The organism is Pantoea sp. SGAir0184, assembly GCF_043544755.1.
Genome location: NZ_CP028050.1, coordinates 1765473 through 1778304 on the forward strand (window position 1 = coordinate 1765473; position 12832 = coordinate 1778304).

General features: G+C 58.0%; 12 protein-coding genes and 1 tRNA gene. 8 read left to right on the forward strand and 5 right to left on the reverse strand.

What is annotated here, in order from left to right:
- Window positions 1–127 precede the first annotated feature (127 nt).
- The 4 genes from C1N60_RS08115 (at window position 128) to ybiX (ending at window position 5136) form a co-directional block, all read left to right on the forward strand.
- Complete coding sequence (locus C1N60_RS08115) at window positions 128–1318, forward strand: cytochrome c biogenesis protein/redoxin (protein ID WP_222951897.1); 1191 nt, start codon at window positions 128–130, stop codon at window positions 1316–1318.
- A 287-nt stretch (window positions 1319–1605) separates the two neighbouring features.
- The gene (locus tag C1N60_RS08120) at window positions 1606–1773 is read left to right on the forward strand and encodes a hypothetical protein (protein WP_021313248.1); all 168 of its coding nucleotides are present in this window, start codon (window positions 1606–1608) and stop codon (window positions 1771–1773) included.
- A 348-nt stretch (window positions 1774–2121) separates the two neighbouring features.
- Window positions 2122–4407 (forward strand): catecholate siderophore receptor Fiu, encoded by a 2286-nt coding sequence (locus C1N60_RS08125; RefSeq protein ID WP_394521629.1) that lies wholly within the window; start codon window positions 2122–2124, stop codon window positions 4405–4407.
- Between the two features lie 51 nt (window positions 4408–4458).
- Complete coding sequence (gene ybiX / locus C1N60_RS08130) at window positions 4459–5136, forward strand: PKHD-type hydroxylase YbiX (protein ID WP_058771146.1); 678 nt, start codon at window positions 4459–4461, stop codon at window positions 5134–5136.
- 57 nt (window positions 5137–5193) lie between these two features.
- On the opposite strand, the gene C1N60_RS08135 is transcribed toward ybiX, so the two are convergent.
- The 3 genes from C1N60_RS08135 to C1N60_RS08145 form a co-directional block, all read right to left on the reverse strand.
- Window positions 5194–5269, reverse strand: a tRNA-Asn gene (locus C1N60_RS08135).
- A 103-nt stretch (window positions 5270–5372) separates the two neighbouring features.
- Window positions 5373–6149: a DgsA anti-repressor MtfA gene (mtfA, locus tag C1N60_RS08140; RefSeq protein WP_394521630.1), complete on the reverse strand. Its 777-nt coding sequence runs from the start codon at window positions 6147–6149 to the stop codon at window positions 5373–5375.
- A gap of 238 nt (window positions 6150–6387) precedes the next feature.
- On the reverse strand, window positions 6388–7068 hold the full coding sequence (locus C1N60_RS08145) for an ASCH domain-containing protein (RefSeq protein WP_058771148.1): 681 nt from the start codon (window positions 7066–7068) through the stop codon (window positions 6388–6390).
- Window positions 7069–7647: 579 nt separating this feature from the next.
- Here C1N60_RS08145 and C1N60_RS08150 point away from each other — a divergent pair.
- Together C1N60_RS08150 and C1N60_RS08155 are read left to right on the forward strand one after the other, a co-directional pair.
- The gene (locus tag C1N60_RS08150; RefSeq protein WP_058757381.1) at window positions 7648–8352 is read left to right on the forward strand and encodes a phosphohydrolase; all 705 of its coding nucleotides are present in this window, start codon (window positions 7648–7650) and stop codon (window positions 8350–8352) included.
- Between the two features lie 70 nt (window positions 8353–8422).
- Entirely contained in the window at window positions 8423–8668 is a 246-nt protein-coding gene (locus C1N60_RS08155; RefSeq protein WP_104093175.1) for a hypothetical protein, read from the forward strand.
- Window positions 8669–8708: 40 nt separating this feature from the next.
- Here C1N60_RS08155 and C1N60_RS08160 read toward each other — a convergent pair whose 3' ends face one another.
- Both C1N60_RS08160 and dcm read right to left on the reverse strand, forming a co-directional pair.
- Window positions 8709–10304 carry a methyl-accepting chemotaxis protein gene (locus C1N60_RS08160; RefSeq protein WP_394521631.1) on the reverse strand — a complete coding sequence of 532 codons (1596 nt, stop codon included), beginning with the start codon at window positions 10302–10304 and terminating at the stop codon, window positions 8709–8711.
- Window positions 10305–10454: 150 nt separating this feature from the next.
- On the reverse strand, window positions 10455–11852 hold the full coding sequence (gene dcm, locus C1N60_RS08165; RefSeq protein ID WP_394521632.1) for a DNA (cytosine-5-)-methyltransferase: 1398 nt from the start codon (window positions 11850–11852) through the stop codon (window positions 10455–10457).
- A 156-nt stretch (window positions 11853–12008) separates the two neighbouring features.
- On the opposite strand from dcm, the gene C1N60_RS08170 reads away from it, so the two are divergent.
- Together C1N60_RS08170 and C1N60_RS08175 are read left to right on the forward strand one after the other, a co-directional pair.
- Window positions 12009–12485 (forward strand): very short patch repair endonuclease, encoded by a 477-nt coding sequence (locus C1N60_RS08170; protein ID WP_152390714.1) that lies wholly within the window; start codon window positions 12009–12011, stop codon window positions 12483–12485.
- A 70-nt stretch (window positions 12486–12555) separates the two neighbouring features.
- Window positions 12556–12831 (forward strand): hypothetical protein, encoded by a 276-nt coding sequence (locus C1N60_RS08175; protein ID WP_021509848.1) that lies wholly within the window; start codon window positions 12556–12558, stop codon window positions 12829–12831.
- Window position 12832: the final 1 nt, after the last annotated feature.

The window sequence follows — 12832 nt, forward strand, 5'->3', positions numbered from 1 at the left end:
TCTGCCTGCCCGCTACACACATAACCCGACAAAACGGCGTTTCCCCGACACAGCCTGAACACATGCGGTGGATGTAATAGACGAACTGCCGGACGCGCAGACGTTTATCCACCGTATGAGGTTCTTTATGACACTGCTTATCGCTTTTCTCGCCGGGATGCTGACGCTGCTCAGCCCCTGTACCTTACCGATTATTCCTTTTGTATTTGCCAGCGTACGCGGCCGTCGCGGACAGCTGCTGGCGCTGCTGAGCGGCATGGTCCTGATGTTCACGCTGGTGGCGCTGCTGGTATCGCTTACCAGCCACTGGGTCAGTCAGGTCACCAGCATTGGTCGCGACCTGGCGCTGTTGTTCCTGGCGATAGCCGCACTGACGTTAATCTCCACGCGCATCGCCCAACGCGTCACCCGGCCGTTTGTCGCGCTGGGTAACCGCCTCAACGATGCCAGCCAGCGACGTAGCGGGGTGCTCGCCGCGCTGCTGGCGGGCCTGGCAACCGGTCTGCTGTGGTCGCCCTGTGCCGGACCGGTGCTGGGCGCGATCCTCAGCCTGGCCGTCGTGGGCGATCATCCACTGTCGGTTGGCGTGTTGCTGCTGGCGTATGGCAGCGGTGCCGCGCTGATGCTGGCGCTGCTCTATTTCGCCGGACGATCGCTGGTGGCGCGACTGCGTCCGGGGCTGGCGATGAGTGCGCGGCTGCGTCAGGCGGCGGGCGTGCTGATGCTTGCCTCGGTGGGCGTGATTGTTACCGGCTCACAGAGCCAGCTGCAGGCAGCGCCCGCTTTTGCCCTGAAGCTGGAGCAGCAGCTGAGCCAGTGGCTAACCACGCCGGCACCCAAAGTGCGCCTGGAGCCGGTTAGCCTGCCGCAAACCAGCAGCGCCTTGCCGTCGCTGGAGGGGGGCACGGCGTGGCTGAACGGGGCGCCGGTGACGCCTGCCACGTTAAAGGGCAAAGTGGTACTGGTCGATTTCTGGACCTGGGATTGTATTAACTGCCAGCATACGCTGCCATACGTGCGCGACTGGGCCAGTAAGTATCAACGTGACGGGCTGGTCGTTGTGGGTGTGCACACGCCGGAGTACCCGTGGGAGCGGGATGAAAAGGCGCTGAAGCGCGCGATTACGCGCTGGCAGCTGCCCTACACCGTAGTGGCGGATAACAATTACAGCATCTGGAACCGTTTTGGTAATCAGTACTGGCCCGCGCACTACATCTTTGATGCACACGGACAGCTGCGCTACACCGCGTTTGGTGAAGGCAACTATGAAGAGCAGGAGAGGGTGATTCAGCAGTTGCTGAAAGAGGCGCGTGCATGACAGATCAGGCGGCCCGCCCGGGCCGCCACTGCTTCTCATTTAGGTTGTGGTTCGCGGGGTATGACTTTGAAAGCCGGGGGGACACAGGGACTATCAGGCAAACAGCGTGCGGCATTGCCGGGGACCTCCCAGCCCGTAGGGGCAACTTTCAGGGTGACCGTCATGGCGCAGCCATCCTTACCACCCCGATATGCAAAATGCAGTAATCCAACGCATAACTTGTCGTTTGGTTCCGCGTTCGGGCTGGGGTTTACTGTCAGCGTTAACCTTTTATGGAGAAGCTGACAATGAAGAAGATCCTGCAGCAGTGGCTGGCGCGTCTGGCAGCCAGCAAAGCCGCCACCCCTGACGGGCGCGAATTCGACCCCGGTGAGCATATCGATCTGCTGATCCCGATCAGCCAGCTGTACGGCGTGGAGTTTCATCCTTCCGTGTATCGCTACTATGAACGATAACCGCCGCCACCAGCGCATGCGCTATTGCTACTGGAATGAACTGTGCACGCCAGACTAAAAACCCGCTCACGCCGAGCGGGTTTTTTTATGCTGTTTGCCCGCCTGATGAAAAAATTGCCGTAACCTCCCGCCGGTTTGTTCAATTGTATTGATTTCGTAATTTTAACGTAAAGAAAAGTATTCCCAAGCGGCAGCGCGCGTGTAAGAATATAAAAGTAAATGATAACCATTGGCGTTATCATTTAGGTGTTGTCTGGGAAAACCGTGTTGATTCAGTGCCATGCCTGAATGGCAGGTGCGGTTAAGACAATGAGTGCGTTAACAACGATAAGAAACTCACCTTTTAACATGGATAAAAATCGCCAGCTGCCGTTTGGTAGCTTCAATTCGCTGACCCTGTTCACCGGGCTTTGTATTGGTATTTCGCCGGCTGCGGCGCTGGGTGCCGATAACTCCGGCAAAAAATCTGATGATACGCTGGTGGTTGAAGCGCGCACGCCGTCGCTGTACGCGCCAAATGCCTCGGCCGATCCCAAATTTACCCGTCCGCTGGTGGATACCACCCGCACCATGACGGTGATTCCGGATCAGGTCATTAAAGATCAGGGCGTCACCAATCTGACCGACGCGCTGAAAAACGTGCCGGGCGTCGGGGCGTTTTATGCCGGGGAAAACGGCAGCTCAACCACCGGCGATGCTGTGTACATGCGCGGTGTCGATACCTCCAACAGCATTTACGTGGATGGCATTCGCGACATCGCCAGCGTCACGCGTGACACCTTCAACACGCAGCAGGTGGAAGTGATAAAAGGGCCTTCCGGCACTGACTATGGTCGCAGCGCACCATCCGGCTCGATCAATATGATCAGCAAACAACCGCGGCTGGATACCGGGCTTGACGCGTCAGTCAGCGCCGGCAGCGCGTGGATGCGCCGCGGCACGCTCGATTACAACCAGGCAATCAACGAAAATGCGGCGTTTCGCCTTAACCTGATGGGTGAGAAAACCCATGATGCGGCGCGTGACAACATCCAGAACGAGCGTTATGGCGTCGCGCCTTCGCTGGCGCTGGGGCTGGACACCGCAACGCGGCTGTACGTCAACTATTTGCACGTCCACCAGAACAACACACCGGACGGCGGTATTCCGACCGTTGGCCTGCCAGGCTATTCGGCACCGTCTGCCGCCTATGCTGCGCTGAACAATTCCGGCAAGGTCGCCACCAGCAACTACTACGGCACCGATTCTGATTTCGACAAGTCGACCACCGACAGTGCCACGCTGCGCTTTGAACACGATTTGAGCGATAACACCACGCTGCGCAACACCACGCGCTGGTCGCGGGTGAAGCAGGAGTATCTGCTGACGGCGGTGATGGGGGGAGCCAGTAACATTACTGCACCCAACCCGAACGATGTGGGCAGCTGGCGCTGGTCGCGCCTGGCAAACACCAAAGATATCAGCAACCGTATTCTCACCAACCAGACCAATATCACCTCGAAATTTACCACCGGTTCCGTCGGGCATGATGTGAGTGCGGGCGTAGAGTTCACGCGTGAAAACCAGACCACCTATGGCGTCAACGCGCTGACGCCACCTGCGGTGAATATCTACCATCCCATCAGCAGCATTTCGATTGGCGGTCTGGACCGCAACGGTGCGAACGCTAACGGGCAGACTGATACGTTTGGCATCTATGCATTTGATACGCTGGCGATTACCCCTGACTTTGAGCTGAACGGCGGCATTCGTCTCGACAACTACCATACCGAGTACGACAGCGCGACGGCCTGTGGCGGCACCGGACGCGGCGCGCTGGCTTGTCCGGCGGGTGTGGCGCGTAATACGCCGGTGACCACGGTGGATACGGCGAAATCCGGCAATCTGGTGAACTGGAAAGCGGGGGCGCTCTATCGTCTGACCGAACAGGGCAACCTGTATGTGAACTACGCCATCTCCCAGCAGCCGCCGGGTGGCAGCAGCTTCGCACTGGCGGCGGGTGGCAGCGGCAACAGCGCCAACCGTACTGATTTTAAACCGCAGAAGGCCAAATCCAGCGAAGTGGGCACCAAGTGGCAGGTGCTGGACAAGCGACTGCTGCTGAACGCCGCGCTGTTCCGCACCGACATCGAAAATGAGGTCGATGCCAATGATGACGGCACTTACTCGCAAACCGGCAAGAAGCGCGTGGAAGGCTATGAACTCTCAGCAACCGGCAACATAACGCCGGACTGGGAAATCATTGCCGGTTACACCATGCAGCACGCGTCGGTGCGTGAAGGTGCCAGCGTGGCGCAGGATGGCTCATCTGCGCTGGCCTATACGCCGAAGCACGCCTTTACGCTGTGGACCAACTATCAGGCCACTGATGCGTTGTCGGTGGGCGCGGGCGCACGTTACGTTGGCAGCCTGCGTCGCGGCAGCGATGGGGCTGTGGGCACGCCGGATCACACCGAGGGCTACTGGGTGGCTGACGCGAAGCTCGGGTATAAGGTCAACAACAACCTCGACCTGCAGCTCAACGTGTATAACCTGTTTGATACCAACTATGTGGCATCGATCAACAAGAGTGGCTACCGCTATCATCCGGGCGAGCCGCGTACTTTCCTGTTGACGGCTAACGTGCATTTCTGATGGTCAACCGTGGGGCGTTCGCGCTCCACGCTTAATGGCGAGAACTCCGCGATGATGTATCACATTCCTGCCGTGCTTAACGCTGAACAGCTGGCGCACTTTACCGCACAACTGCAGCAGGCTGACTGGGTTGACGGACGGGCGACGGTCGGCAGCCAGGGCGCGACGGTAAAAAATAACCAGCAGATTGACACCGGCACGCCTCTTTACGATCGGCTGCAGGCTGCAGTGCTTCAGGCACTGAATAGCCATCCGCTCTTCTTTGCCGCCGCGCTGCCGCGCACGCTTTCTGCGCCGCTGTTCAACCGTTATCAGCAGGGGGAAACCTACGGTTTTCACGTGGATGGTGCGGTACGCCACAATGGCGCGGCCGGCTGGATGCGTACCGATCTCTCCGCCACGCTGTTTCTGTGTGAACCCGACAGCTACGAGGGCGGGGAACTGGTGATCGAGGATACTTACGGTCAGCACCGCGTAAAACTGCCGGCGGGCGACCTGGTGCTTTATCCCTCCAGCAGCCTGCACTGCGTCACGCCGGTCACGCGCGGCGCGCGGGTCGCCTCGTTTTTATGGATTCAGTCGATGGTGCGCGATGATAAGCAACGCGCGATGCTGTTTGAACTGGACCGCAACATTCAAAGCCTGAAAGCGCGCCACGGTGACAGCGAAGAGCTGCTGTCGCTGCTGAATATGTACCACAACCTGCTGCGCGGCTGGACGGAGGTTTAGCCGTCACGCAATAACAAAAAGCCCGCTCAGGTTTCCCTGAGCGGGCTTCTTTAAATCTGGCTCCTCTGACTGGACTCGAACCAGTGACATACGGATTAACAGTCCGCCGTTCTACCGACTGAACTACAGAGGAATCGTTGGAACGAGGCGAATATTAATGGCAGCCCCTGTGGGTGTCAACCGCTAAAAACACATTTGTATTCAACTGGCTAGCAAAGCGGCAAAGCGATCGTGATTTAAGCAGATTCCGGTGCCTGCTGCGCCAGCCGCGCCAGCGGATCCTGATGGTAAAACTGCTGAAGGTGGCGATACATGGCCGGAAAACGGCTGGCGAGCAGGTCGGGGGCGCTGAAAAAGTACTCCGACAGCACGGCAAAACATTCCGCCGGATCGCTGGCGGCATAAGGATCGAGGGTCGCGGCCTGTTCACCCACCAGCTCCACTTCCGCTTCAATCTCGGCCATCGTCTGCAGTAAATCTTTCTCCCAGCTGGCCACATCGCGCAGCGCGATGGCCGGGATGCCGCTGGTGTAACCGCTGCCGCGCGCGTCGAGCTTGTGCGCCACTTCGTGGATCACCAGGTTGTAACCAGAGAGATCGTACGAGTCCTGGATGTCCAGCGCGTTCAGCACCACCGGTCCCTGCGTCCAGCTCTGGCCGGCATGCACGGCCGGCGCGTGGTGCACCAGGCCGCTGTCGTCCTCCCAGCGATCGTCAACGCTGAACGGCTCCGGGTAGATCAGCACTTCGTGGAAGCCGTCGAGCCATTCCAGACCCAGCTTCAATACCGGCAGGCAAAACAGCAACGACAGGCGAGCCAGACGCAGTTCGCTGAGTTCCAGCCCCTGCAGCGTGGTGATTTTTTTCTGCAGCAGGAAGCGTTGCGCCAGCGCTACCAGCGCCTGCTGTTCGTCGCTGTTCAGCAGAGAAAAGATCGGCTGCCCCAGCGCCTGTTGCCAGGGCAGGGCAGTCACGGCAGCATCTTTTTGTGCACGCCACGGCCATTTGATCATTGCGTCACTCACTCTGCAGGGCGGAAATCATATCCTGACGCGGCAGACGATAAATTGCCAGCGTGGAATCAAAGCCGCTTATTCAACCTGTTAGCGGCGGATTTGTCTGTGACAGGGATTGCAAACTGGCAAGGTGGGAAAGGGGGGGCGCTGTGCCACCGGCGAGGGGGCAAGAGCTGGTGATTCACTGAATCGCGCAAAAGACGACGCCCTCTTCCGTGCGGAAGAGGGCAAACGGTTAGCCTTCACGCTCCACACGCTGGAATGCGATGACCCAAACCCAGGGATTCACCTCCCAGCTGGTGGCGCCGTACTGCTTCTGCCACGCCTTGCGGTAAGCTTCTTTCGGCGATTCGGAATTCATGTTCATAGTGAAGAAATTATTGAGGAAGTGCGAATCGGTCTGCACGCCTTCCGCCATGATGTCGTCTTCGCTGATGTCCTGAATTTTCTCCGCGCGTACCGCCGTGATTTCCAGATCGATGCGGCTGGCCCAGCGCGGCATATGGATGGCGGTCTGCCAGCCAAACTGCTCGGCGACCTGCTGATTTTCTTCCTGTTGTCCAAGTTCATGGCTGTCGGCGCGATACTGGCAAAATGCCGGATTGCGGAACGGCAGCGGATCGCGCTCGTATTCCGCCAGCTGCGCCTCAGGCACAATCGGACCCCGCCAGGTTTCACGCACCCACAGGCGATCGCCGACCTGGCCAAACGGGCACTGGGCGCCAATGTCCGCCATCGACATCAGCTTATAGCCATGCAGATGATTAGCGCTGACATCAAACGCGTGCACGCCTTCATGATGATCCTGTCCCGGGCCAAACGCCTGAGTTTTCATAATGCGCCGGGTCTGAGTTTGCTGGCCAACCAGCAGGGCGCGCACCCGCTGTTCGGAAAAAAGAATCGGCCGTTCTTTCATTATGTACCTCATGTTGTATCACGTACCCGGAGAACTTCGACGAAACATCCGTATCCTCGGATGAGAGCATTAGCATAATGGGTTTGAATCAATTTGCTTAATAATTTGTCGCCTTATTATCGGGCAATAACTGCCGCTTCCGGTATTAAAAATGGCTCATAAGCAAACAGTGTGCTGACGAAGGCTCCGGGTACAGGTGAGAGCCGTAAATTTCCCCTATACAGTACGTTATAACGGTCGCAATGGGAATCTTTTCAGATTATGTCGCTATGCAAAGGGGCGTTTTAATGCTGGGGTTGCGACAGGCTAAACTGGACCTTTGGCGATGCTGAAAATTCACCCAGCGGAAAATGCATCACCGAAATTAAACAGAGTGGCTTAACTAAAACAGGTTAAGGAAATACTGAAAACCGCATCGCAACTGGGCAAGCGGCTTTAACAGCGCTATAACATGATCGGGATCGCATTTTTTTGCGCTGGACATCCGGGAAGGGTGTAAAGAAAGTGTCATCACCGGGCCGCTATGATGGGCGCAAGCCCTACCCGGTGCGAAATAATAGCAATAACAGGAGAAGCACGATGTCACTGACCCATTGGCAACACCGTTACGAAAGCTGGCTGCAGCTGAACTGGCTGCACGATGATAAAGCCCATGATATCGCGCACCTGCGTCGCGTCTGGATGAGCGCGGCCCGCATCATGCAAAACACCAATGCCGATCCGCTGGTGGTGCTGACCGCCTGCTATTTCCACGATGTGGTGAACCTGCCGAAAAACCATCCGGAGCGCCATCTGGCTTCGACTTACGCGGCGGAAGAGACGCGCCGCATTCTGCAACAGGATTTTCCGGATTTCCCCTCAGCGCTGCTGGACAGCGTGGCGCATGCGGTGCAGGCCCACAGTTTCAGCGCCCGCATTACGCCAAAAACGTTAGAAGCGAAGATCGTTCAGGACGCCGATCGTCTCGAATCATTAGGCGCGATTGGCCTTGCGCGCGTTTTCTATACCGCGGGTGCGCTGGGACGGCCGTTGTTCGACAGCGACGATCCGCTGGGTAAAGACCGTGAACTGGATGACGTAAAGTGGACGCTGGATCATTTCCAGAAGAAACTGCTGAGCCTGCCGCAGACCATGCAGACGGAAACCGGCCGTCTGCTGGCGGAACACAACGCCGATTTTCTCGTCCGCTATATGGCAAAGCTGTGCGCCGAACTGCAGGGCAATCTGACCGATATTGATGAGTCCGTGTTACGCGATTTCAGTCCCATACCGGCACAATATTAAATTTTTATGACAGTCTGTTAACTTTCATCTGCTTCCGCTACGTTGTTGTAAATCAAGAGGGAGTGTGAAGATGACCGAGACCGTTAACTTAACCATTAAAATTGACCCGGCGCTAAAAGAGCACATTAAACAGTTAGCCGCTGATAACCAAATCTCCATGAGTCAGGAGATCGTTAACCGCCTGCAGGCCAGTTTAGATACCGTTGAGCCACCGGTCGTCGACAGCCTGCATACCGAAGAGGCGGGCGATCAACTGAGCGCCGCCGAGCTGAAGCAGGTGCGTGCACTGCTGAAGAAAAGTAAGAAAAAGAAATAACACCAAAACCCGTCGCTGACGGGTTTTTTCTTTCTGCACCTTAGCTAACGCGGAACTGCTGCGCGCGCTGCGTCAGTCGCGCTGACAGTTCACTCAGCTGCGCCGCTGCCTGCACCTGCTGATCAGTCAGGGTTTCGTTTTGCTGGAGCTGAAGACTCATTTCCACCACTTCCCGGGCAATTTTGCTCACGCGATGGCTCTGCGCCGTACTGTTATCCTGCAGTTCATTCAGCTGGCTGACTACGCCCGATACCGCCTGGCCAATCCGCGCAAACAGCACTTCCAGCGCCTGCACCTTCGCAAAGCCATCCTGCACGTGCTGCTGCGTGTGCTGGATTAAACCGTCGATCTGCCGCGTGGAAGCGCCGCTCTGCTGCGACAGCAATCCCATCTCTTTGGCGACGACCGAAAAACTGCGCCCGTAAGCGCCAGCATGCGCAGATTCTATCGCCGCATTAAGCGACAGCAGACGCGTCTGCATCGACAGGCTGTCCAGCATGCCGACGATGCCAGCGATATCGCCGGCGGCCGCGACGATCTGCTGCATCTGGTGTTCCATATTGTCGACTTCATGGGCGCAGTGACGCATCAGCGCATCCGCGGACTGCGCGTCGTGCGTCGCCTGTTGCGAGAAGTGTGCACCTTTTTCCACCTCTTCTGACACGCGATGCAGCCGCTGCGACAGATGATGGAAGCTGGCATTTTGCGCCTGATGCTGCTGCATCACCTGCTGATTATGCTGCTGCATCTCGTCAGCGCCGGCCGCCACCCGGGTTGCTACCGTCGTGATGTCGCTGACGATCTGCTGCAAACCCTGACGCATGGTATCGATGGACAGGAGCAGCTGGCGCGTTTCCAGCGACTGACGACGCGTCGGTGCCGGGCTGGCGACCAGATCGCCCGTCGCGATTTGTGCCAGCTGGGCGTTGGCGTGACGCAGCGGCAGCAACACGCCGCGCATCAGCAGCGCGGCGGCCAGCAGCAGCAGCGCCATCAATAACGCGGCGATCGCCAGCGCCAGATTGCGGCTCTGCTTGAGCGTGCTGAGCGAATGCTGGTTGACGCTGCCGAGCTGCTGATTGGCCTGTTCGATTTCGCTAAACCAGGCATCGTTGAACTGCTGCTGGAAAGCCTGCATCGGCACCATAAAAAATGCGTTGATATCATTGGCTGCCAGCCCTTTCAGCTGCTCCTGCAGCCCGCCGGCCAGTAGCACGAAGCCCTGTGCCAGCGGGCTATCGTTTTTCGCCTGATAGGCAGCAAACAGCTGCTGCGCCTGCTGCAATGAGGTAGTGGCCGCCGCCGCCAGGCTTTTCCAGCTGTCGACCGAACCGCTCTGCTGGTCCTGCATCAGATAAATACCGGCACGATGGCTGTTGTCGCTGGCGGTGAGTAGCTCAATGCGTGCTTTATCCAGCAGGGCCAGCCGTTCGCGCAACTGGCTGGCCTGCTGCAATGAGTGTTGCGTCTGATTCACGTGCTGGTTGAGCAACAGCACCCCGGCAAACTGCAGCAGACAAAACAGCACAATAAACAGCATGAACTGGCTGCGCAGGCTGGAGAGCCAGACGGGCAGACGCAGGTTAAAACGAGGTCGCAGCCGCAGCGGCAGGGAGATTACAGACAGGAGAGACATCAAACAGCTCCGCAAAAAATAAAACGCAGTATTGGTTTGATGCGTGACAGTCCGGTGACAGTGCGCGCGATGTGCAGCAAAACAGCACATCGCGCGTTACTAAAGCAAATTGCGGGGCGGAAAACCGGGGCGTGAAGCGCGGCTGCGTTTTCAGCGGCGCTGGCGCGCGTGCTGCTCAATCAGCGGCAGCAGCAGTTTCGCTACGGCGGCGAACACCGGCACCACCACCGAGTTACCAAACTGTTTGTAGGCTTGTGTGTCGGAGACCGGAATGCGGAAGCGCGCTTCGCCTGGCGCTTCAAAGCCCATCAGGCGGGCACATTCACGCGGCGTCAGGCGGCGCGGGCGGCGCGCCATGTTTGCGGCCTGCTGAAAATCCTGTTCGCCCAGCGCGTGATCCCAGCCGCGATCGATCAGGATTTCCGACCCGTCTTTATAGTAGCGCGCTGACAGCGTGCGCACGCAGCAGTGCGGATTGCGCGGATCGTTCAGGCCAAAGCCAAAACCGTTGCCTTTGGCTTTATGCTTCTTCGCATACTGGTAGAGATAGTGCCACAGCGTGGGCGACAGAGTATATTTTGCCGCCGGCTGCGGCTCCAGCAGGCTGTGCAGCGGCGGAACTTCAGGCGGATAGAGCGCCGCCAGCGCGCGCAGCGAAAAACCCTCGCTCAGGCCGGTATCGCGCCGGATCCCCACCAGCACGATGCGCTCGCGGTGCTGTGGCAGGAAGTGACGCGCATCGACAACTTTGGCATCCGGCGATGAGTCGTCAGCCGCGTCAGCGACGTCGTAACCCAGCTCATCCAGCGTGGCCATAATAATGGCAAAGGTGCGGCCTTTATCATGGCTCTTGAGGTTCTTCACATTCTCCAGCACGAAAAACGGCGGTTTTTTGGCGGCGAGGATGCGCGCCACATCAAAAAACAGCGTGCCCTGGGCTTCACATTCAAAACCGTGCGCGCGACCCAGCGCATTCTTCTTACTGACGCCGGCCAGCGAAAAGGGCTGACAGGGAAAGCCGGCCAGCAGCACCTGATGGTCGGGAATCGTCTTATCGATATGCTGATAAATCGCCTGCTCATCCGGCAAACCGGCCGGCTGGGTAATCAGCCGGATATCACTGTTGAACTGATGCCGGGCGGGATCGCTGTAGTGATTGGCTTTATAGGTGCGCACCGCTTCTTTATTCCACTCGCTGGTGAATACGCACTGGCCACCAATCTGCTCAAAGCCGCGGCGAATACCCCCGATGCCGGCAAACAGATCGATAAACTGAAAGCGGGGATTGTCATAATGCGCCGGTCGCGACGGCAGCAGCGCCTGCAGACGGGCGACCTCCGCCGCTGACAGCGCGGGCGTGGCACTTTTTCCCGCGCGAATACGGTTAAGCTGCGTGATACTCCAGTCGCGGCCGCCGGCCTCGCTCAGGATGACCACCAGATCGCGGGCCGCGTAGATATCCAGTACCTGCAGCAGTAACGCGGTGGCGTCATCATCAGCGGAGTGCGGGGAGGGCGAAGCCGTCGCGGCGGGATCGAGTGCAAGCATGCGTTTTTCCTTAACAGTGAAGCGGCTATGCTACCACTCCTGGCGCGGCGTGGAAATTAACGATGGCTGCGCAGCGTCTCGCAATCTGCTCTGCACAAACTTTCGCTTTCGCCTCAACGCGCTAAAGTTGAAGAAGCCCGGAAAAAAGGAGACGCCATGGCAGACGTCCACTCGCATGATATTCGCCGCAAAAATATGCGCGCCATTCGCAATCAGGATACGGCGATTGAGCAGCGTATTGCGCTGCTGCTGAAAGATCGCGGCTTTAGCTTTCGTGTACAGGACAAAGCGCTGCCGGGCCGGCCGGATTTTGTGCTGCCGCAGCACAAAGCCATTATCTTTGTGCACGGCTGTTTCTGGCATCGTCACCACTGTTATCTGTTCAAAATGCCGGCCACGCGTACCGAATTCTGGAGCGGCAAAATCAACAGTAACGTGGAGCGTGACCGGCGCTATGTGCAGCAGCTGCAGGAAAGTGGCTGGAAGGTGCTGATCGTCTGGGAATGCGCGCTGCGCGGCAAACTGCGGCTGGAAGATGAGGCGCTGGTAGAGCGGCTGGAAGAGTGGCTGCTGGCTGCCACGCACAGCAGCGAGATCGATCATCAGGGATTGCATCACTATCGGGCGGATTAAGGCAGGGTGATTGCTTTTAGCTGCCATAACAGTTTAGATCAGCGTTTTCTCTGGGACGCGGAACACCACCATGAGCAGCATCAAACTGACGGTCAGACGCCTGTATCAACTGCGCGATGAGCGCATGGTCAATGCCCATGCCACGGCACGCATTTACCTGGACGATACGCTGGTGGCCACCGAGGAGATAAGCGGCATGACAGAAAGTCCGGTGAGCAAGTATCTGCACGCCGACGATCTGCACGGGAAAACGTTACGCGTCGAATGGGACTGTGCGGGCATCGCCGATATGACGGTGACGGCGATTGAGCGGTGCCCCTGTTGTCAGGATCACGAACCGGAATAAG